This window comes from Magnetospirillum sp. 15-1, assembly GCF_900184795.1.
In the GTDB taxonomy this organism is placed as follows: Bacteria; Pseudomonadota; Alphaproteobacteria; order Rhodospirillales; family Magnetospirillaceae; genus Phaeospirillum.
Map to the genome: position 1 here is coordinate 502739 of NZ_FXXN01000025.1, position 22126 is coordinate 524864.

The following is a 22126-nucleotide window of genomic DNA, read 5'->3' on the forward strand; positions in this document are numbered from 1 at the left end:
CCTACAGAACGATTTCCATGCCGTCGCGAGCCACGACTACCCCATCCCAGGTCTGAAGCGCCTCGGCCTCGATACCGGCCATGACGTCGTCGGTGTGCTCCGGGTCGTGATGGAAGATGGCCAGACGCCCGGCACCGGCCGCCCGGGCCAGGCGGATACCCTCCTGCCAGGTGGAGTGCCCCCAGCCGACCTTGCCGGGGAATTCGGCATCGGTATAGGTGCAGTCGTAGATCACCAGATCGGCACCCCGCATCAGCGACAGCACGTTGTCGTCGAGGGTGCCGGGCGTATGCTCTGTATCGGTGATATAGGCCATGGCGACGCCGCCGGTCTCCAGGCGATAGCCGCAGGCACCGTTGGGATGGCGCAGCGGCGCGGTACGCAACGTCACCCCGTCATAGGGGGTGAAAACGCTGCCCACCTCGAAATCCTCGTACGAGACGATGCCGCGCATGGCGGCCAGGGGCACCGGGAAATTGGGTGTTTCCATCTGGCCGGTCAGCACGTGCTGGATGCCGCGCGGGCTGCCCTCCTGCCTGGGGCCGTGAACCTCGAGGCGGAAAGCCGGGTTGTAGGCGGGAGCGAAGAAGGGAAAGCCGTTGATGTGGTCCCAATGGGTGTGGGTGAAGAACAGATGGGCCTGCCCGATGCCGCGACCAATGATATCGCGCCCAAGGGAGCGGATACCCGTCCCGGCGTCAAAGACAATGATCCCAGCCTCGGTGGTAACGGCAATACAGGAGGTATTGCCGCCATAGACCACATGATCGGGCGAAGGACAGGCGATGCTTCCGCGCACCCCCCAAAACTTCACCGTGCAAACCATTCCCTGGCTCCCCGCGCTAGCCCCACGGCACGACTGTAGCCACAGTGCCGCCTTGCGCCTATGTATTTGGTCACACAAACGGGGAAAAATAAGAAAGAATGTTAGTTAAATTGTGACATAATCACCAATGGCCAATGCCGGAAGGCTGGAGGCCGCGCCGCCATTGACGGCGATCTCCACCAATCCCGAAGAATTCTCGTACCAGAACGCCTCGCCGGCCGGCACGTCGGAGAATGTACGCGCCCGATGAAACTCGTGCCCGCCGGCCCGCAGAACGGCATCCCCGGCCAGGGCCGAGGCCCGCAGCCCGGTCCAGGCATTGCCGTAATGGTCGTGGTAGATGACGGCCGCCAGATCGTCGGGCCAGTCGGCACGGCGCGGCGGGTCCAGGGGCTTGCACCCCGCATCCTCGGGATTCAGGCCGGCGGCCAGACGGGCCGCCATGGGGGCGAAGAGATCGCGGCCGTGAAAGCTGGCCGACAGGCGGTCGGGCCGCCAGACGATCTCCCAGGCGCGAGAGGTCTTGGCGCGGCGCAGCAGCGGCTCGAACAGGCCGTTGTCGGGGCCGACGAACAGTACGCCGTCCGCTTCGACCACCAGGGGCAGGCGCTCGCCTCCCACCCCGGGATCGACCACCGCCAGAACCACCGACTGGCGGGGAATGGCGGGCGCCAGCGCCGCCAGCAGATAGGCCGAGGCCTTGGGGTCGAAGCGTGGCGCGTCGGCCAGCAGATTGACCACCGGCTCGGCCGGCAGGGTCTGGCGGATGACCATCTCCATCTGGCCGAGATAGGGGCCTTGCACCCCGAAATCGGTAAAAAGGACGATCATCCCGCCGCCCCTCCCCGTGTCACCCCGGCCGGCCGTCGGCGCGCGGCTTGGTGCAGATGGGGAAGTAGACCACGACATAGAGAATCCAGCCGAGGGTCCACAGACCGCCGCCCAGCATGGTCAGCACCATCATGCCGTCGGGAATGACCGGAGCGACCACGCGCAGCAGCGCCCCGGCGGAAATCAGGCCATAGGCCCACACGGTGGCCTTGGCCACCACCAGCGGGTGGCCGGCATGGCCCAGGGCGGCACGGCTCATCACCGCCATGACCATGGTGGCGACGGAACCGGCGGTCAGGGCGTGCAGCGCCGCCGAGGCCGGCAGCGGCTCGATGAAGGCCGACAGGCCCAGCAGGGCGAAGCCCAGCACCATCCAGGCATAACCCACATGCAGGACCACCAGGATGGGATTGGACACGGTCTTGAGACCATGCCAGCCCGAGAGGCGCCAGGCGTGGACCACCGCCGCCAGCAGCAGCAGCGCGCCGGCCGCCGGCGAGGACGGCAGGAAGACCTGGGCGAGACCGGCCAGGGCGACGACGGCCCCCGCCCCGCCCTTCTCGATCCAGCCCACCGGCGCCAGCTCCACCGGACGGCCCTGCATGCGCAGCCAGTTCTGGGTGAAGGACGGAATGATGCGTCCGCCGACGATGGCGATCATCAGGAGCAGGACGAAGATGCCCAGCGTCACGCCCTTGAGCCCGACGACCTTGCCGGTCAGGGCCTCGATATGGGCGCACAGCCCGGCCAGCCACAGCACGCCGAGGATGGGCAGGAAGACGATGTTGCGCCACTTGCCCGCCTCGATCAGCGGCTTGGCCAGCAGGAAGGCGAGCAGCGGCAGATAGCCGAGATCGAGCACCGCCACCAGGACCGGCGGCAGAACCCCGGCCAGGGCGATGGCGACGCGGCCGGCCAGCCACAGGGCGAACAGCGCCATCAGCGGCTTGCCCGACACGTGGTGCGAATTGGTCCAGTTGGGAACCGCCGTCAGCAGGAAGCCGCCCACCGCCGCTCCGGCGAAGCCGAAGACCATGGCGTGGGAGTGCCAGACCACCGGATTCCAGTTGGCCCCCACCGGCAGAATTCCCGAGAAGGCGAGAAGCCACAGCGGCAGCATGACCGCCGCCTGGACTGCAGCGAACAGGAAGAACGGACGGAAGCCGGCGGCGAAGAACATCGGGCCCTGCGAGCCCTTATAGACGGGTTCCATCAACGGAATGGTGGCCATGAACAAGCATCCTGAAGCGAACGACCGGGCGATGATGCCCCTTTCAAGTCGTCCGTGCCTTGAGGAGCGTCAAGGGCAACCATCGCCATGCGGCCCCAATGACCGCATGGCCGGAGACAGGATCACATGGCCCGCACTTCACCCAGGAAGCGGTCGACACCGCTGCGCAGGGTCTCGGATTCATGGGCCAGACCGGCGGCGGCGCCCTGCAATTCGCGGGCGGCGACGCCGGCTTCGGCGGCGGTACGGCTGATGGAGGAGATGTGGCGGGACACTTCCTGCGCTCCACCGGCCGCCTCGTGAACGTTGCGGGCGATCTCCCGGGTGGCGGCGCCCTGCTGATCCACCGCCTCGGCGATGGCGGTGGCGATCTCGTCCATGCGGCCGATGGTCTTGCCGATCCCCTCGATGGCCCCCACCGCGTCGGCGGTGGTCGACTGGATGGCGGCGATCTGCTGGCCGATCTCGTCGGTGGCCTTGGCGGTCTGGCTGGCCAGATGCTTGACCTCGTTGGCGACCACGGCGAAGCCTTTTCCCGCCTCGCCGGCGCGGGCCGCCTCGATGGTGGCGTTCAAGGCCAGTAGATTGGTCTGGCCGGCGATGTCGTTGATCAGGCGCACCACCTCGCCGATACGGTCGGCCGCCTCGGACAGACCGCGCACCACGGAATCGGTGCGATGGGCGGCATCCACCGCTTCCCTGGCGATCTGGGTGCTTTCCACGACCTGGGTACCGATGCCGCGGATGGAGGCCGACAATTCCTCGGCGGCGGCGGCCACGGTTTCCACGTTGGACGAGGTCTGCTGCGCGGCGGCGGCCACCGCCTGGCTTTCCTGGGAGGCGTTGTCGATGGCCCCGGCCATGGCATTGGCGGTGGACTGCATGCGTCCGGCGGATTCGTTGACCGTCACCACGGTGGACTTGACGCCGCGCTCCAGCTCGCCGGCCAGACCGGCCAGGGTGGACCGGCGCTCGGCCTCGGCCTGACGGCGCTGTTCGGCCCGCTCGGCCGCCATGCGCTCCATGGTCAGGGAATGCTCGCGGAACACCTCGGCGGCACGGACCAGATCGCCGATCTCGTCGCCACGCCCGGCGCCGTCGATCACCACGGCGGTGTCACCCTCGGCCAGCTTGCGGATGCCGCCGGTAACCCCGTTCATGCCGGTGATGACGTTGTTGCCGATCCACCACGACACCAGCAGGACCAGCAGGACGATGCCGGCGGCGATGCCGCCCAGCTTGGCGATTTCGGCCCGGAAGGCGGCATCCACGTCATCGATATAGATGCCGGAGCCCACCAGCCAGCCCCATTCCGGAATACCCTTGACGTAGGACACCTTGGGCACCGGCTGGTCGAAGCCGGGCTTGGGCCACAGGTAGTCGACGAAGCCGGCCTTATCCTTGGTGACCACATCGATCATGGCGGCGAAGAAATTCTTTCCGGCGGGGTCCTTCAACCCCATCAGGTCCTTGCCCAGCATGTCGGGACGAATGGGATGGACCACCATCCTGCCGGCCATGCTGTTGATCCAGAAATATTCGGTCCCGGCATAGCGCATGGACTTCACCGCCTCGATGGCGGCGGTCTGGGCGGCCTCGGCGGTCATCTGGCCGGACTGGGCCAGCTTGACGAAATGACCGATGACGCTGTGGGCGGTCTCCACCACGTGCTGGGTCTTCACCTGCCGCGCCGCCATGAGATCCTGGCGGAGATTGGCGAGGTTGACCGCGATGATTGTCCCCATGCCCAGTAGGGACAACACGACAATAAGAAAGATTTTCGCCCGAAAGCGCCAGTTGCTGATCGACATTCGCCGCTTTTCCCAAAGGTTGCCGTTGGTACGGACCCTCCATCCAAGCCCCTTGTATGGTGAACTTCAGAACTAGTCAATAAGTCCAAGTTCTCACTTGGTAAACTCATACCGAAGAAGGCAACCCTTGCGGGATGTGCATAGAACACCAACCCGCTTCCGCAGAAAAGCGGGCAGATTACCAAGATCATTCTGTCGAATTCGATTTTGGTATTTCAGTATCTAAATACTGTTTCCTGGGGAAACAAAGAATCTGTACCGGATGGAACTGGTATGACCATTGAAAAAGGGGTGGCTGAAACAGCCACCCCTCTTCCATTGACGGCCCGATCAGCAGGCGGGCAGATCGCTCGAGCCCATGAGATAGGCGTCGACGGCGCGGGCGGCCTGACGCCCTTCGCGGATCGCCCAGACCACCAGGCTCTGGCCGCGGCGGATGTCGCCGGCGGCGAAGACCTTGGGATTGGAGGTCTGATAGGCGGTGGTGTCGGCCTTGACGTTGCCGCGACCGTCCTTCTCCAGCCCCAGGCCGTCCACCAGACCCTCGTGGACCGGATGGACGAAGCCCATGGCCAGCAGCACCAGATCGGCCTCGAGCTTGAACTCGGTGCCGGGAATCGGCTGGAACCTGGCATCCACTTGGGTGCAGTCGAGGCCGGTCACCTGACCGTCCTTGCCGGTGAAGCGCACGGTCGACACCGACCAGCGACGGTCACAGCCCTCGTCGTGAGAGGACGAGGTGCGCAGTTTGTTGGGCCACAGCGGCCAGGACACGCCCTTGTCCTCCTTCTCCGGAGGCTTGGGCATGATCTCGATCTGGGTAACCGAGGCGGCGCCATGGCGATTGGAGGTGCCGACGCAGTCGGCGCCGGTATCGCCGCCGCCGATCACCACCACCTTCTTGCCCTTGGCCAGGATATCCTCGCCGCCCACCGCCTCGCCGCTGACGCGGCGGTTCTGCTGGGTCAGGAAGTCCATGGCGTAGTGCACGCCCTTGAGCTCGCGGCCGGGGACCGGCAGATCACGGGGCTTTTCCGAACCGCCGGTCAGCACCACGGCGTCGAAGCCGTCCAGCAGGTCCTTTACGGGCAAGGTCACGCCCACATGGGTGTTGGCCCGGATGGTGACGCCCTCGGCCTCCATCTGCTCCACGCGGCGATCGATGATCGCCTTTTCCAGCTTGAAGTCGGGAATGCCGTAGCGCAGCAGGCCGCCGACCTTGGCGTTCTTCTCGAACAGGGTCACCGCATGGCCGGCGCGGGCCAGTTGCTGCGCGGCGGCCATGCCCGCCGGGCCGCCGCCCACCACCGCCACCATCTTGCCGGTCTCGCGCTTAGGCAGGTCGGGCACCAGCCAGCCTTCGGCGAAGGCCCGCTCGACGATGGCGTGCTCGATGGTCTTGATGGCCACCGGGGCGTCGGTAATATTCAGCGTGCACGCCGCCTCGCACGGCGCCGGGCAGACGCGGCCGGTGAATTCCGGGAAGTTGTTGGTGGAGTGGAGAACCTCGGAGGCCTCCTGCCAGCGATTGCGGTACACCAGATCATTCCAGTCGGGAATGATGTTGTTGACCGGGCAGCCCTGATGACAGAAGGGAATGCCGCAATCCATGCAGCGCGCCCCCTGGCGGGACAGTTCCTCGTTGGTCAGCGGCTTGGAGAACTCGCGATAGTGCTTCACACGCTCTTCCGGCTTTTCATAGCCGGGAGTCTGGCGGTCGAATTCCTTGAAACCGGTTGCCTTTCCCATTTCAGCGCCCTCCCCCGGCAACGGCTTTGGGCTCCTGGGCCTTCTGCATTTCGAGCAGGGCGCGCCGGTAATCGACCGGCATCACCTTGACGAACTTCGGCATGTAATACTCCCAGTTCAGCAGGATATCGTGAGCCCGCTTGGACCCGGTGTAGTGCTGGTGGTTGCGCAGCAGCGCCTGGATACGGGACGCGTCGTCGCGGGTCATGTCGCCCATGACGTCCACCAGACCGTGGCCTTCCAGGTCGCCGGCCTGATTCTCGTGCTTGGAATTGGCGTCCTCCTCGGCGGCCACCGGCTCCAGCTCGACCATGGAGAGGTTGCAGCGCTTCTTGAAGTCACCGGCCTCGTCCAGCACATAGGCGACGCCGCCCGACATGCCCGCCGCGAAGTTGCGCCCCGTCGGGCCGATAACCAGCACCACGCCGCCGGTCATGTACTCGCAGCCGTGGTCGCCCACGCCCTCGACCACCGCGATGGCGCCCGAGTTGCGTACGGCGAAGCGTTCGCCGGCCACGCCGCGGAAATAGCACTCACCCTCGATGGCGCCGTAGAGCACGGTGTTGCCGACGATGATGTTGTCCTCGGCCGGGAACTTGAAGTCCTTGGACGGGTAGATGACCACCCGCCCGCCCGAGATGCCCTTGCCCACGTAGTCATTCCCCTCGCCTTCCAGCTCGAGGGTGACGCCGCGCGCCAGGAAGGCGCCGAAGCTCTGGCCGGCGGTGCCGGTCAGCTTGACGTGAATGGTGTCGCCCGGCAGACCGCCGTGACCGAAGCGCTTGGCCACCTCGCCCGACAGCATGGCGCCGACGGTGCGGTTGACGTTGCGCACCGGCCGGGCGATGCGGACCGACATGCGGTCGTCCAGCGCCGGCTTGGCCTCATTGATCAGTTCACGGTCAAGCACGTCGTCGACGTCGTGCTCCTGGGCCTCGCAATGGCGCTGGGCCACGCCCGGCTGGGCCGGAATGCGGTGGAACAGCTTGGAGAAGTCCAGGCCCTTGGCCTTCCAGTGGTCGATGGCCTGATTGACGTCCAGCAGGTCGGTCCGCCCCGTCAGCTCGGACAGCGACCGCACGCCCAGCCGGGCCATCCACTCGCGCACTTCCTCGGCGACGAAGAAGAAGTAGTTGATGACGTGCTCGGGCTGGCCGACGAAGCGCTTCCTGAGTTCGGGGTCCTGGGTCGCCACGCCCACCGGGCAGGTGTTGAGGTGGCACTTGCGCATCATGATGCAGCCGGCGGCGATCAGCGGCGCCGTGGCGAAGCCGAACTCGTCGGCCCCCAGCAGGGCGGCGATGATCACGTCGCGGCCGGTGCGCAGGCCACCGTCGGCCTGCACGACGATACGGCCGCGCAGCTGGTTGAGCACCAGGGTCTGGTGGGTCTCGGCCAGACCGATCTCCCAGGGGGAGCCCGCATGCTTGATGGAGGTCAGCGGCGAGGCGCCGGTACCGCCGTCGAAGCCCGATATGGTGACATGATCGGCCTTGGCCTTGGACACGCCGGCCGCCACGGTACCCACGCCGATTTCCGAGACGAGTTTCACGGAAATACGGGCACTTGGGTTGACATTCTTAAGATCGAAGATCAGCTGAGCCAGATCCTCGATGGAGTAAATGTCGTGGTGGGGCGGCGGGCTGATCAGGCCGACGCCGGGGGTTGAATGACGCACCCGGGCGATGATCTTGTCCACCTTGTGGCCGGGCAACTGGCCGCCCTCGCCGGGCTTGGCACCCTGGGCCATCTTGATCTGGATATCGTCGGCGTTGATCAGATATTCGGCGGTGACGCCGAAGCGTCCCGACGCCACCTGCTTGATGGCCGAGCGCTTGGAATCGCCGTTGGCCAGGGCCACGAAGCGCTCCGGCTCCTCGCCGCCCTCGCCGGTATTGGACTTGCCGCCGATACGGTTCATGGCGACCGCCAGGGTCGTGTGGGCCTCGTACGAGATGGAGCCGAACGACATGGCGCCGGTGACGAAGCGCTTGACGATCTCCTTGGCCGGCTCGACCTCGTCGATGGAGATGCCGTTGCCGCCCTGCCTGATCTCGAACAGGCCGCGCAGCGTCAGCAGACGCTTGCTCTGGTCGTCGATGTTCTTCGAGAACTCGCGGAACTTGTCCATGGAGCCCGAGCGCACCGCATGCTGCATGGTGGCGATGGTCTCGCTGGTCCAGGCATGCTCCTCGCCGCGCAGGCGTACGGCGTACTCGCCGCCCACATCCAGGGCGTTACGGTAGATCGGGGCATCGGAATAGGCGATCTGGTGGCGCCGCACGGTTTCCTCGGCCACGCCGGCCAGCGAAATACCCTCGACCCGGCTGGACGTCCCGGCGAAGTAGGTGTTGAGAAAGCCCGACGACAGGCCGATGGCGTCGAAAATCTGGGCGCCGCAATAGGACTGATAGGTGGAGATGCCCATCTTGGCCATCACCTTGAGGATGGCCTTGTCCATGGCCTTGATGTAGCGCTTCTGCACCTCCTTGGAGGTCAGCGGCTCGGGCAGGTTGGGACGCATCTCCTCCAGCGTCTCGAACGCCAGATAGGGATTGATCGCCTCGGCGCCATAGCCGGCCAGCACGCACATATGATGGATTTCGCGGGCTTCGCCGGTCTCCACCACCAGACCCGCCTTGGTGCGCAGACCCTCGCGGATCAGGAAGTGATGCACCGCCGACACCGCCAGCAGCGACGGAATCGGCACGTTGTCCGGGCCCACCGAGCGGTCGGACAGCACGATGATGTTGAAGCCCTCGGTCACCTTGGCCTTGGCCTGACGGCAGATGCCGGCCACGGCGGCTTCCAGGCCATCGGCCCCTTCGGAAGCCGGCCAGGTGATGTCGATGGTCACCGCCTTGAAGCCCGAACCGGGCAGCCCCTCGATACGGCGGATCTTCTCCAGGTCCTCGTTGGTGAGGATGGGCTGGCGGACCTCCAGGCGCTTGCCGCCGCCGTCGCGGTCCAGGCCCAGCAGGTTGGGGCGCGGGCCGATCAGCGACACCAGACTCATCACCGATTCCTCGCGGATGGAATCGATGGGCGGGTTGGTCACCTGGGCGAAGCACTGCTTGAAGTAGTTGAACAGCAGCTTCGGCTTGGCCGACAGCACGGCGATGGGCGTGTCGGTGCCCATGGAGCCGACGGCCTCCTGGCCGGTGACGGCCATGGGCTGCATCAGGAACTTGACGTCTTCCTGGGTGTAGCCGAAGGCCTGCTGGCGGTCCAGCAGGGTGGCGGGATCGGGCTTGACCGTCTCGACCGGGATGTCCAGGTCTTCCAGCATGATCTGCGACTGGGCCAGCCACTCGGCATAAGGCTTGTCGCCGGCCAGCTGCGCCTTGATCTCGGCGTCATCGATGATGCGGCCCTGCTCCAGGTCGATCAGCAGCATCTTGCCGGGCTGCAGGCGCCACTTCTTCTTGATGCGGTCCTCAGGCACGGGCAGCACGCCCATCTCGGAGGCCATCAGCAGTTTGTCGTCGGTGGTGACCAGATAGCGGGCCGGACGCAGGCCGTTGCGGTCCAGCGTGGCGCCGATCTGGCGGCCGTCGGTGAAACACACCGCCGCCGGACCGTCCCACGGCTCCATCAGGGCGGCGTGGTACTCGTAGAACGCCTTGCGCTTCTCGTCCATCAGCGGGTTGCCCGACCACGCCTCGGGGACCAGCATCATCATGGCGTGGGCCAGGGGATAGCCGCCCATCACCAGCAGTTCCAGCGCATTATCGAAGCAGGCCGAATCCGACTGCCCTTCGGGAATCAGCGGCCACAGCTTGGTCAGATCCTCGCCCAGAATCGTGGATTCCATGGTCTGGCGCCGCGCGTTCATCCAATTGAGGTTGCCGCGCAGCGTGTTGATCTCGCCGTTATGGCTGATCATGCGGAACGGATGGGCCAGACGCCAGGACGGGAAGGTGTTGGTGGAGAAGCGCTGATGCACCATGGCCAGCGCGCTGACCATGCGCTCGTCCGACAGCTCCTTGTAGAACACGCCCACCTGATCGGCCAGCAGCATGCCCTTGTAGATCAGGGTGCGGGTCGACAGCGACGGAATGTAGAGGTCGCGCTCCGAGCCCTCGGGCGCCTTGTTGAAGACCTGCTTGCGGATGACGAACAGTTTACGCTCGAAGGCATTGCGGTCGGCGATCCCCTCGCCCTTGCCGATGAACACCATGCGCACCACCGGCACGGTGGGCAGCACCGAATACCCCAGGCTGGACGAATCGGTCGGAACGTCGCGCCAGCCCAGCAGAATCTGCCCCTCGGCCTTGACCAGGGTCTCGATATGGGTCTCGCACGCCTTGCGAATGGTGGCGTCCTGCGGCAGGAACACGCAGCCGGCACCGTAGGAGCCCTCGGCCGGCAGGGTAATTCCCAGCTTGGCGGCCTCTTCCCGCAGGAAGGCGTCGGGCATCTGGATCAGGATGCCGGCACCGTCGCCGGCCTTGGGATCGGCGCCCACCGCCCCACGATGGGTGAGATTGACGAGGATCTCGAGACCGTCGCGGACGATATCGTGCGACTTGCGGTTCTTGATATCGACAATGAAGCCGACACCGCAGGCGTCGTGTTCGTGGCGCGGGTCATAGAGTCCCTGTGCTTCGGGCAATCCGCTGATCTTCACTTCGTGTTCCTTTATACCGCCCTGCGGCCCCAAACCAGCCGCACAGCCTGATCCAACACACCCAATCCGTCCCTCTTGGGCGGGCAGACAGCCCCCCATCCGATCGCCATGGACGATCAGCCAAGTTAGATTTCATACGGCATTCCGCCGGGTTCGCCAAGAGTAGGTTGCTGCCACCCTCCGTAAATCCCGGCGATTGACAGCGAGCGCACCACCACCGCCAGGGGTCGCGGGGAAACATTCATAGACTTGAGGGATGGCGATCCCGCCCCATCACCCCCCTCTTGTAAAATGGCGGAGCAATTCCCTCATTCTTTGTCGAGGGGATGACAGACTTCACCTCGCGGCAATTGCTCACCTAGCCTTGGAATAGGGTATTCACCCGATGGGCGGTTTAAAGCAATTCCATGCTTTGACAGGGTGCGAATTTGATGGCCTTATTTGATGAATAATATTCAGGCGACCATGGAGACGGGGAAAACACCCGCACGGGCTCGCCGGACAGGGTCGCCGCAGGGAGGTGTCCGCATGGGAGACGACTTGATCGTCGAGACCCGCTCCTTGACCAAGGAGTTCAAGGGTTTCGTCGCCGTATCCGACGTCAATCTGCGGGTTCGCCGCCATACGATCCATGCGCTGATCGGCCCCAACGGCGCCGGCAAGACCACCTGCTTCAATCTGGTGACCAAGTTCCTGACCCCGACCCGGGGCCAAATCCTGTTCAACGGCAACGACATCACCCAGACCCAGCCGGCGGCCATTGCGCGCCAGGGAATGGTGCGCTCGTTCCAGATCTCGGCGGTCTTCGGCCACCTGACGGTGCTGGAGAACGTGCGGGTGGCGCTGCAGCGCAAGCAGGGCAAGTCGTTTCAGTTCTGGCGCTCGGGTGAGTGCCTGAACGAGCTGAACAGCCGTGCCGAAGAACTGATCGAGGCGGTGGGCGTCGCCGAATACCGCGACACTCCGGCCGGCGAGCTGTCCTACGGTCGGAAAAGGGCGCTGGAGATCGCCACCACCCTGGCGCTGGACCCGGAAATGCTGCTGCTGGACGAGCCCATGGCCGGCATGGGCACCGAGGACGTCAGGCGCACCGCCGAGCTGATCCGCCGGGTCTCGGCCAACCGCACCATCTTGATGGTCGAACACAATCTCAGCGTGGTCGCCGATCTGTCGGACACCATCACGGTGCTGAAGCTGGGCCGCGTGCTGGCCGAGGGCAGCTACGCCGAGATTTCCGACAACCCCGAGGTGGTCGAGGCCTATATGGGCTCGGGCCATAGTCAAGTCGCTGGGGGAGCCGCCGGCCATGGCTGAGCCTGAAATCCTGCTTTCGGTCAAGGACCTGCACGCCCATTACGGCGAATCCCACGTACTGCACGGCATGAGCTTCGACGTGCCCAGGGGCGAGGTGGTCACCCTGCTGGGCCGCAACGGCGTCGGCAAGACCACCACCATGCGCTGCATCATGGGCATCGTCGGCAAGCGGACCGGATCGGTGAGATACCAGGGGACCGAGACGATCAATCTCTCGTCCAACCGCATCGCCCGCCTGGGCCTCGCCTATTGCCCGGAGGAGCGCGGCATCTTCTCGTCGCTCTCGGTGAAGGAGAACATGGTGCTGCCGCCGGTGATCAAGCCGGGCGGCCTGTCGCTCGACGAGGTCTACCAACTGTTTCCACGGCTGCTGGAACGCGGTTCCAGCCAGGGTACCAAGCTGTCGGGCGGCGAACAGCAGATGCTGGCCATCGCCCGTATCCTGCGTACCGGTGCCGACATGCTGCTGCTGGACGAACCCACCGAGGGTCTGGCCCCGGTCATCGTCCAGCATATCGGCGACATCATCCGTACGCTTCGGAAGAAGGGTTTCACCATTCTCTTGGTGGAACAGAACTTCCATTTCGCCGCCACCGTCGCCGACCGCCACTATGTGGTCGAGCATGGGCAGGTGATCGACATGATCCCCAACGAATCCCTGGCGGCCAACATGGATAAGCTGAAGAGCTATCTCGGCGTTTAACTAACGGGAGGACTAAACATGGTGATGAAGAGGCTTCTGCTCGGCGCCGCGGCGCTGGCCCTGTCCACCGGCATGGCGCATGCCCAGTACAGCGACGGCACGGTCAAGATCGGCGTGCTCACCGACCTGTCGGGAACCTATTCCGATCTGGCCGGCAAGGGCACCATCGTCGCCGCCCAGATGGCCATCGACGATTTCGGCGGCAAGGTCAACGGCATGCCCATCGAACTGATCTCCGCCGATCACCAGAACAAGGCCGACATCGCGTCGGGCATCGCGCGCAAGTGGTACGACACCGAGCAGGTGGACGTGATCGCCGAGCTGGTGACCACGGCCGCGGCCATCGCGGTGCGCGAAGTGTCCAAGGAGAAGGGCAAGGTCGATCTGGTTTCGGGCGCCGCCTCGACGCCTCTTACCAACGACAAGTGCTCGCCCACCGGCTTCCACTGGACCTACGACACCTACGCCCTGGCCAACGGCACCGGCGACGCCGTGGTGAAGAACGGCGGCAAGACCTGGTTCTTCCTCACCGCCGACTACGCCTTCGGCCAGAACCTGCAGGCCCAGACCGAGAAGGTGGTCAAGGCCAATGGCGGCGTGGTCAAGGGCGCGGTCAAGCATCCCTTCCCCAATGCCGACTTCTCGTCCTTCCTGCTGCAGGCCCAGTCCTCGGGAGCTCAGATCATCGGCCTGGCCAATGCCGGTTCCGACACCATCAACGCCATCAAGCAGGCCAAGGAATTCGGCATCACCCAGTCGGGCCAGCAACTGGCCGGTCTGCTGGTGTTCATCACCGACATCCATTCGCTGGGCCTGGAAACCGCCCAGGGCATGATGCTGACCACCGGCTTCTACTGGGACATGGATGACCAGACGCGGGCGTGGTCCAAGCGCTGGTCCGAGAAGATGGGCGGCGGCAAGATGCCGTCCATGGTCCATGCCGGCACCTATTCCCAGGTGCTGCACTACCTGAAGGCCGCCGCCGCCGCCAAGACCGACGAAGGCATCAAGGTCGCCGACAAGATGCGCGAACTGCCCATCTCGGACTTCTTCGCCAAGAACGGCAAGCTGCGCGCCGACGGCCGCATGGTCCACGACATGTATCTGGCCCAGGTGAAGAAGCCGTCCGAATCCAAGGGACCGTGGGACTACTACAAGATCATCCGCACCATTCCGGGCGATCAGGCCTACCAGCCCTTGTCCGAAAGCACCTGCTCGCTGGTGAAGAAGTAGCATGAGGCCGGGACGCCGGGGTAATCCGGCGTCCCTTCCTGCTCAGGGGGAGCCCGCACCGCCATGATGACCATTTTCGGCATACCGACCCAGGCCCTGTTCGGGCAATTGCTGCTGGGTCTCATCAACGGCGCCTTCTACGCCATGCTCAGCCTGGGGCTGGCGCTGATCTTCGGGCTTCTCAACATCATCAATTTCAGCCATGGCGCGCTTTACATGATGGGCGCCTTCGTGGCCTGGCTGGCGCTGAACTTCCTGGGGCTGGGATACTGGCCGGCCCTGATCGTCGCACCCCTGGTGGTGGCGGTGATCGGCATCATCATCGAGCGCACCATGCTGTGCCGCCTTTACAAGCTGGACCATCTCTACGGTCTGCTGCTCACCTTCGGCCTCGCCCTGATCATCGAGGGCCTGTTCCGCGAAGGCTACGGCGTCTCGGGCCAGCCCTATTCCGTTCCTGCGGCCCTGGCCGGCGGCTGGAACCTGGGCTTCATGTTCCTGCCCATCTATCGCGGCTGGGTGGTGGTAGCCTCCCTGGTGCTGTGCCTCGGCACCTGGTACGCCATCGAGAAGACCAAGCTGGGCGCCTACTTGCGCGCCGCCACCGAGAACCCCACCCTGGTCCAGGCCTTCGGCATCAACGTGCCGGTGATGATCACGCTGACCTACGGCTTCGGCGTGGCGCTGGCCGCCATCGCCGGCGTGCTGGCCGCCCCCATCTATCAGGTCAGCCCAAAGATGGGTTCGGACCTGATCATCGTGGTGTTCGCCGTGGTGGTGATCGGCGGCATGGGCTCCATCATGGGCTCCATCCTCACCGGCTACATGCTGGGGCTGGTGGAGGGCCTGACCAAGGTCTTCTACCCCGAGGCCGCCAGCACCGTGATCTTCATGGTCATGGTCGTGGTTCTTCTGATCAAGCCCGCCGGGCTGTTCGGCAAGGGAGCCTGACGCCATGACCCTTCCCTCCTCCGTGTCCTCGCGCCAGAAGCCCTTCATCATCGCCCTGCTCGTCCTTGGGCTGGCGCTGCCCTTCGCCGTCTACCCGGTGTTCCTGATGAAGGGCCTGTGCTTCGGGCTGTTCGCCGCCGCCTTCAATCTGCTGCTGGGCTATGTGGGGCTGCTGTCCTTCGGCCACGCCATGTTCTTCGGCTGGTCGGCCTACATCACCGCCCATGCCGCCAAGGAATGGGGCCTGACGCCGGAACTGGCCATCCTGATGGGCGTCGCCCTGGCCACCGTGCTGGGCGCCGTCGTCGGCTGGCTGGCCATCCGCCGCCAGGGCATCTATTTCGCCATGATCACCCTGGCGCTGGCCCAGTTGGGCTTCTTCGTGGCGGTACAGGTTCCCATGACCCATGGCGAGGACGGCATCCAGGGTGTGCCGCGCGGCCATCTGTTCGGCCTGTTCGACCTCTCCGACACCCTGACCATGTACTACTTCGTGCTGGCGGTGTTCGTGGTCTCGCTGCTGTTCCTGTACCGGGTGGTCAATTCCCCCTTCGGCCAGGTGCTGAAGGCCATCCGCGACAACGAGCCCCGCGCCATCTCCCTGGGCTACGAGGTCGGCCGCTACAAGCTGATCGCCTTCGTGCTGTCGTCGGCCTTCGCCGGACTGGCCGGCTCGCTGAAGAGTCTGGTGTTCCAACTGGCGTCGTTGGCCGACGTCAGTTGGCATATGTCGGGCGAGGTGGTGCTGATGACCCTGATGGGCGGGGTGGGCACCGTGCTTGGCCCGATGGTGGGCGCTTTCCTGGTGGTCGCCATTCAGGACTTCTTCGCCGGCATCGGGTCGTGGGTCATCATAATCCAGGGTGTCATTTTCGTTGTTTGCGTGTTGTTGTTCCGTAGCGGTATGATCGGGGTTCTGGCGCCGTGGCTGAAGCGGCGCGGTATTACTGGCTGAGGTGGGGAGTAAGACTTAGCCATGCCGGAAACCGCTTTGCGTCGCCGCGAAATGCTGGCGAACACGCCCTTGTTCGCGTCCGTCCAGACCGACCTGCTCGACGAACTGGCCGCCAAGGCCAAGATGGTCAAGGTCGACGCGCGCGAGACGCTGTTTTCCAAGGGTGATCCCGGCGACCGGCTGTATCTGGTGGCCAAGGGCCTGATCCGCATCGGAGTGCTGTCGGCCGAGGGGCGCGAGGTCACCTACGGCCTGATCAAGCCGGGCCAGTTGTTCGGCGAGATCGCCGTGCTGGACGGCAAGGAGCGCTCGGCCGACGCCACCGCCATGGAAGCCACCGAGCTGATCGCCCTGGAACGCAAGGACGTCCACGCCTTCCTGCACAACCACCCCGTCCAGGCCCTGCATCTGATCGAGGTGCTGTGCGAACGCATCCGCCGCGCCGACAACCAGTTGGAGGACATGGTCTTCCTATCGCTGCCTTCGCGGCTGGCCAAGCATCTGCTGATGCTCGACCAGACCATGGGGACCAAGGCCAAGCCGGGAGGGGCGTCCACCATCAAGCTGTCGCAGCAGGAAATCGCCGACCATCTGGGTATCAGCCGCGAAAGCGTCAACAAGGTGCTGTCCAAATGGGAACAGGCCGGCATCGTGACGCTCGGCCGCGGCCAGATCACCCTGAACAAGGTCGCCGCGCTGGAAGGCCTGACCTCCCTCGATTGATTTTCCGCTATGTGAGACTCTTCACAGACGCCAAGCCACACCCTCCCCTACATTGGTCCTGTCACGAATTCTTGTCCGTCCCCTCCTCGAACGAACGAACGGGACTGAAGACGGGCCCGAGGGTGACTTTTGGGGCACTACCTCTGGGCAAAAGCCCCCGGCGATGATCCTCCGCCGGGGGTTTTTTCCGTTTGAGGGGGATGATCAGCCGTAGAGCTGCTTGGCGCGCTTCTCGAAAGCCCCGACCATCAGCTTGACCGCCTCGTTGAACAGGGCGCCGATCATGGTCTGCAGCAGCTTGGAGCGGAACTCGAAATCCACGTAGAAATCCAGCTCGGTCCCATTGGGATGGGGCTTGAAGTTCCAATGGTTGTTGAGGTGCTTGAACGGCCCCTCGGTATAGGTGACGTCGACGCGGTCGGGCCGGGTCAGCGTCACCTTGGAGGTGAAGCGCTCGCGCACCATCTTGAAGCCGATCACCAGGTCGGCGAAGAATACATCGCCATCGCGCGAGCGGATGCGCGACGCGACGCACCAGGGCAGGAATTCAGGGTACCGGGCCACGTCGGCCACCAGTTCGAACAATTGCTCCGGGGTATAGGGCAGCACGCGCTGCTCGGCATGGGTCGGCATCTTGATCCCTGACTACCCCTGGCGCCGCAGGCGCTCGGCCTTCAGGGCCTCGAAATCGCGGTCGGCATGATGGCTTGAACGGGTAAGCGGCGTCGCCGCCACCATGAGAAAGCCCTTGGCGCGGGCCTGGGCGCGGTAATCCTCGAACTCGTCGGGAGTGACGAAGCGCGACACCGCCACGTGCTTCAAGGTCGGCTGCAGGTATTGGCCGATGGTGATGAAATCCACCCCGGCCGAGCGCATGTCGTCCATGACCTGCAGCACCTCGGCCCGCTCCTCACCCAGACCCACCATGATGCCCGACTTGGTGAAGATGGTGGGATCGGCGGCCTTGGCCCGTTGCAATACACGCAGCGACTCGAAATAGCGCGCACCCGGCCGAATGCCGGGATAGAGGCGCGGCACGGTTTCCAGATTGTGGTTGAATACGTCGGGCCGGGCGTTCGCGATGCGCTCCACCCCGTCGCCCTTGTCGCGGAAATCGGGGGTCAGCACCTCGACGGTGCATTGGGGCGAGGTGGCGCGGATGCGCTCGATGCAGGCCACGAACTGGAAGGCGCCGCCATCGGCCAGATCATCCCTGTCCACGGACGTGATGACGACATGCTTGAGCCCCATGGCCATGACCGACTCGGCCAGATTTTCCGGCTCGGCCAGATCGACGGAGCCCTTGGGGTTGCCGGTCTTGACGTTGCAGAAGGCGCAGGCCCGGGTGCAGGTGTCGCCCAGGATCATGAAGGTGGCGTGCTTATGCTTCCAGCACTCGCCGATATTGGGACAGGCCGCCTCTTCGCACACGGTGTGCAGGTTCTTTTGCCGCATCAGGCGGCGCACCTCGGCCGCCTCTTCCGAGGTGGGAGCCTTGACCCGAATCCAGTCGGGCTTGCGCGGGCTGATGTTGTCCGGCTTGTGGGCCTTTTCCGGGTGGCGGAGAGTCGGCTTGTCGCTCATGGCGTAGATTTCGTCCAGCGATGAAGGAAGGTCAAGAAAAACAAACGGCCGGGCAAAGGCTTCCCCCCTCACCCGGCCGCAATCGAACTATTCAAAACTAGAAATGGACCGCCCGGCCGTAGGCGTCCAGCACCGATTCGTGCATCATTTCCGACAGCGTCGGATGGGCGAAGACGGTGTGCATCAGCTCGGCCTCGGTGGTCTCGAGCGTCTTGGCGACCACGTAGCCCTGGATCATCTCGGTGACCTCGGCGCCGATCATGTGGGCGCCCAGCAGTTCGCCGGTCTTGGCGTCGAACACCGTCTTGATCATGCCCTCGGTCTCGCCGAGCGCGATGGCCTTGCCGTTGGCCATGAAGGGGAAGCGGCCGACCTTGACGGCATAACCCTTCTCCTTGGCCTTGGCCTCGGAGAGACCCACCGACGCCACCTGGGGGTGGCAGTAGGTGCAGCCGGGAATCTTGCCCATGTCGAGCGGATGGACATCCGGCAGGCCCTTGATCTTCTCGACGCAGATGACGGCCTCGTGGCTGGCCTTGTGCGCCAGCCAGGGAGCGCCGGCGATGTCGCCGATGGCGTAGAGGCCCGGCTCGCCGGTACGGCAGTACTCGTCGGTGATGACGTGGGTGCGCTCCACCTTGGCCTTGGTGGCCTCCAGGCCGATATTCTCCACGTTGCCGACGATGCCGATGGCGGTGATGATCCGGTCGACGGTGATATCCTGGCTCTTGCCGCCCGCCTCGATGGTGACGGTGACGTCGGCGGCGTTCTTCTTACACCCCTTGATGTTGGCCCCCACCAGAATCTTCATGCCCTGCTTCTCGAAGGACTTCTGGGCCATGGCGCTGATCTCCGCGTCTTCCACCGGCAGGACGCGGTCCATGGCCTCGGCCACGGTGACCTGGGCGCCCAGGGTGTTGAAGAAGCTGGCGAACTCGATACCGATGGCGCCCGAGCCGATGACCAGCAGGCGCTTGGGGAAAGTGTCGGGGACCAGGGCTTCCTTGTAGGTCCAGATGAACTTGCCGTCGGGCTCGAAGCCGGGAAGGATGCGGGCCCGCGCCCCGGTGGCCAGGATGATGTGGGGCGCCGAGATGGTCGGCTTGCCCTCGATGGCCACCTTGCCGCCGCCGGCCAGCTTGGCGGTGCCGTCGATCACCGTGACCTTGTTCTTCTTCAGCAGATGCTTGACGCCGCCCTGCAACTGGGCCGAGACACCGCGCGAGCGCGCCACGATCTTCGCCAGATCGAACGAGACGCCGGGCGCCGACAGGCCGTAGGACTCGGCATGCTGCATGTTGCGGTACACCTCGGCCGAACGCAGCAGGGCCTTGGTGGGGATGCAACCCCAGTTGAGGCAGATGCCGCCCAGATGCTCGCGCTCCACCAAAGCGGTGTTCAGCCCCAGTTGGGCGGCGCGGATGGCGGCCACGTAGCCGCCGGGGCCACCGCCGATGACGATGATGTCGAAGCTGTTGTCGGCCATGGATGACTCCTGCGAATTCGTTAGTCCGGCGAGCCGGGGAAGATCATGTTGAGGCGGCCTTCGATTTCCATGTCGTAGGCCTCGGCCAGACGCCAGACATGCACTCCCAGCAATTCACGGAAGGCTCCCAGCAACTGGTAGAAGACGAAGGTCGGCATCTGATAGCGCCGCCCGGTGCGCCGATCCCAGGAATCAGCCTCCCGGATGTACTTGCAGCAGGCCGTGCGCATGGCGCCCAGCAGATCCTCGGCCGGCGTGCCGGGCGGCAGCAGCTCGGCGGTGTCGGCGATCAGGCGCTTGGAATCCACCACGGCGCGGTAGCAGCGCTCCTGCTCTTCCGGCAGGACGCCGCGATTGCAGAAAGCGGGATTGTTCTCGATCATGGCGACCAGACCGGCCAGGGCCGACCGCTCGGCAACGCTGCCCATGGGAAACGGCGTCACCGGCATGCCCGGGGGCCGGGGCATCTCCCTCACTCTCAGACCCATCTCACTCCCTCCCGGTTTCCATTATTCGGCCAGAGGCCGCCAGGCCTGGTCCATGTCGAAACTCAGATCGTGTTCGGCCACGTAATGGTCGAGGAAAGCGTCGAACGTGCCGAACTCCAGTTCGATGAAATTCTCCAGGGTCTTGGCCTTCTCGCGGTAAAGCCCCATCAGGTCGAAACGCCACCCGCCCGGCCCCCGCTCGGCGGTAACCAGGGTCCCCTGGTCCTCGCCGTCGAACAGGCAATGAAAGGACAGGCGGTCCGGCCCGTGTTCCTCGGCCACCTCGCCCAGTTCCCATGCCTCCATCATCACGTCGAGGTAGGGAAAGGCGGTGAAGCCCAGGATGAAGGCCGGTCCCGGCCCCGCCCCGCCCAGATCGGCGGGCTCGGGCATGCCGCGGTAGCGCACCACCCAGAAACGGGAAAGGGCGTCCACCGCCTCCAGGGCATCGCGGTCGGCATGGGCGAACAACACCAGAAGCCGCTCGCCCCAGGTCAGGGCTTCGCCGGCCAGCCTTCCCGCGATGACGGGAAAACGTTCATCGCGGAAATCGGCCTTCAGGCTGGCGAAGGCGGCGTGCACGGCCTCGCGGCTCATGACACGGCCCTCCTCACAGCAACATGGCGAGCGGGTCTTCGATCAGCTTTTTGAAGGCGGCCAGGAATTCGGCCCCCACCGCGCCGTCGACCACCCGGTGATCCACCGAAAGCGTACAGGTCATCACCGTGGCCACGGCCAGCGCACCGTTCTTGACCACCGGACGCTGCTCGCCGGCCCCCACCGCCAGGATGCAGCCCTGGGGCGGGTTGATGATGGCGGCGAACTCCTTGATCCCGAACATGCCGAGATTGGAGATGGTGAAGCCGCCGCCCTGGAATTCCTCAGGCTTAAGCTTGTTGTCGCGCGCCTTGGCGGCCAGGGATTTCATCTCGCCCGAGATGTCGGCCAGACCCTTGCGGTCGGCATGATGCACGATGGGGGTGATCAGGCCGTTGGGCGTCGCCACCGCCACCGAGATGTCGATATCGGTGTAGCGCTTGATGGCGTCTTCGCCCCACGAGGCGTTGGCGGCCGGCACCTTCTTCAGGGCCAGCGCCACGGCGCGCACCACGAAGTCGTTGACCGACAGCTTGTAGGCATCGGACCGCCCGTTCAGCTCGGTCCGCACCTTCAACAGGGCGTCCAGCTCGCAGTCGATGGACAGGTAGAAGTGGGGAATGGTCGACTTGGCCTCGGTCAGGCGCCGGGCGATGACCTTGCGCATGGTGGAGTTGGCGATCTCCTCGAAGGCCGGCTCGAACGGGCTGGCGGCGGCCGGAGCCGGAGCGACCTTGGGCGCAGGAGCCGCAGCCGGTGCGGCGGCCGGCTTGGCGGGACCGGCTTTGAGGGCCGCTTCCACGTCGGCCTTGACAATACGGCCGTGGGGACCGGAGCCCCGGACCGCAGCAAGGTCCACCTTGCCGTCCCTGGCGATGCGCCTGGCCAGCGGCGAGGCGAAGACGCGGTCGCCGGCAGTACTGCCCCCCTCCCGGCCTCCCCCCACGCCTTGCGCGGGGGGAGGAGGAGGASKSYMGTACTGCCGACTTTGCCGGGGGAGAGTCGGGGTGGGGG

18 protein-coding genes are annotated in these 22126 nt (G+C 65.1%); 6 read left to right on the forward strand and 12 right to left on the reverse strand.

Annotated features, from left to right (window positions below):
- Nucleotide 1: 1 nt before the first annotated feature.
- The 6 genes from CP958_RS15390 to gltB all read right to left on the reverse strand — a co-directional run bounded on the left by CP958_RS15390 (nt 2) and on the right by gltB (nt 11078).
- Nucleotides 2-826, reverse strand: a complete 825-nt coding sequence (locus tag CP958_RS15390; RefSeq protein ID WP_096702982.1) for an MBL fold metallo-hydrolase — start codon at nt 824-826, stop codon at nt 2-4.
- A gap of 105 nt (nt 827-931) precedes the next feature.
- Complete coding sequence (locus CP958_RS15395) at nt 932-1657, reverse strand: SAM-dependent chlorinase/fluorinase (RefSeq protein WP_096702984.1); 726 nt, start codon at nt 1655-1657, stop codon at nt 932-934.
- Between the two features lie 19 nt (nt 1658-1676).
- Nucleotides 1677-2888, reverse strand: coding sequence for an NnrS family protein (locus tag CP958_RS15400; protein WP_096703099.1), 1212 nt, complete (start codon nt 2886-2888; stop codon nt 1677-1679).
- A 122-nt stretch (nt 2889-3010) separates the two neighbouring features.
- A complete protein-coding gene (locus CP958_RS27365; RefSeq protein ID WP_277948884.1) occupies nt 3011-4699 on the reverse strand; it encodes a cache domain-containing protein in 1689 nt (562 codons plus the stop codon).
- Nucleotides 4700-5029: 330 nt separating this feature from the next.
- Nucleotides 5030-6448 (reverse strand): glutamate synthase subunit beta, encoded by a 1419-nt coding sequence (locus CP958_RS15410; protein WP_096702988.1) that lies wholly within the window; start codon nt 6446-6448, stop codon nt 5030-5032.
- Nucleotide 6449: 1 nt separating this feature from the next.
- On the reverse strand, nt 6450-11078 hold the full coding sequence (gltB, locus tag CP958_RS15415) for a glutamate synthase large subunit (RefSeq protein ID WP_096702990.1): 4629 nt from the start codon (nt 11076-11078) through the stop codon (nt 6450-6452).
- A 528-nt stretch (nt 11079-11606) separates the two neighbouring features.
- Here gltB and CP958_RS15420 point away from each other — a divergent pair.
- The 6 genes from CP958_RS15420 to CP958_RS15445 all read left to right on the forward strand — a co-directional run bounded on the left by CP958_RS15420 (nt 11607) and on the right by CP958_RS15445 (nt 16957).
- Nucleotides 11607-12392 carry an ABC transporter ATP-binding protein gene (locus CP958_RS15420; RefSeq protein ID WP_096702992.1) on the forward strand — a complete coding sequence of 262 codons (786 nt, stop codon included), beginning with the start codon at nt 11607-11609 and terminating at the stop codon, nt 12390-12392.
- Nucleotides 12385-13095: an ABC transporter ATP-binding protein gene (locus CP958_RS15425; RefSeq protein WP_096702994.1), complete on the forward strand. Its 711-nt coding sequence runs from the start codon at nt 12385-12387 to the stop codon at nt 13093-13095. Before CP958_RS15420 ends, CP958_RS15425 begins: the two co-directional genes overlap by 8 nt.
- Before the next feature lie 18 nt (nt 13096-13113).
- Nucleotides 13114-14328, forward strand: coding sequence for an ABC transporter substrate-binding protein (locus CP958_RS15430; RefSeq protein WP_096702996.1), 1215 nt, complete (start codon nt 13114-13116; stop codon nt 14326-14328).
- A gap of 63 nt (nt 14329-14391) precedes the next feature.
- The gene (locus tag CP958_RS15435) at nt 14392-15279 is read left to right on the forward strand and encodes a branched-chain amino acid ABC transporter permease (RefSeq protein WP_096702998.1); all 888 of its coding nucleotides are present in this window, start codon (nt 14392-14394) and stop codon (nt 15277-15279) included.
- A 4-nt stretch (nt 15280-15283) separates the two neighbouring features.
- Nucleotides 15284-16234, forward strand: coding sequence for a branched-chain amino acid ABC transporter permease (locus CP958_RS15440; protein WP_096703000.1), 951 nt, complete (start codon nt 15284-15286; stop codon nt 16232-16234).
- Nucleotides 16235-16255: 21 nt separating this feature from the next.
- Nucleotides 16256-16957 carry a Crp/Fnr family transcriptional regulator gene (locus CP958_RS15445; RefSeq protein WP_242442917.1) on the forward strand — a complete coding sequence of 234 codons (702 nt, stop codon included), beginning with the start codon at nt 16256-16258 and terminating at the stop codon, nt 16955-16957.
- Between the two features lie 204 nt (nt 16958-17161).
- Here the strand turns inward: CP958_RS15445 and CP958_RS15450 are convergent, their stop codons facing one another.
- From CP958_RS15450 to CP958_RS15475, 6 genes are all read right to left on the reverse strand, one after another.
- Nucleotides 17162-17590, reverse strand: coding sequence for a type II toxin-antitoxin system RatA family toxin (locus CP958_RS15450; protein ID WP_096703002.1), 429 nt, complete (start codon nt 17588-17590; stop codon nt 17162-17164).
- 12 nt (nt 17591-17602) lie between these two features.
- On the reverse strand, nt 17603-18541 hold the full coding sequence (gene lipA, locus CP958_RS15455) for a lipoyl synthase (RefSeq protein ID WP_096703004.1): 939 nt from the start codon (nt 18539-18541) through the stop codon (nt 17603-17605).
- A 97-nt stretch (nt 18542-18638) separates the two neighbouring features.
- Complete coding sequence (gene lpdA, locus CP958_RS15460; protein ID WP_096703006.1) at nt 18639-20027, reverse strand: dihydrolipoyl dehydrogenase; 1389 nt, start codon at nt 20025-20027, stop codon at nt 18639-18641.
- Nucleotides 20028-20047: 20 nt separating this feature from the next.
- Entirely contained in the window at nt 20048-20494 is a 447-nt protein-coding gene (locus CP958_RS15465) for a hypothetical protein (protein WP_242442918.1), read from the reverse strand.
- A gap of 42 nt (nt 20495-20536) precedes the next feature.
- A complete protein-coding gene (locus CP958_RS15470) occupies nt 20537-21112 on the reverse strand; it encodes a hypothetical protein (protein ID WP_096703009.1) in 576 nt (191 codons plus the stop codon).
- A 13-nt stretch (nt 21113-21125) separates the two neighbouring features.
- On the reverse strand, nt 21126-22126 hold a 1001-nt coding region (locus tag CP958_RS15475; protein WP_242442919.1), incomplete at its 5' end, for a 2-oxo acid dehydrogenase subunit E2.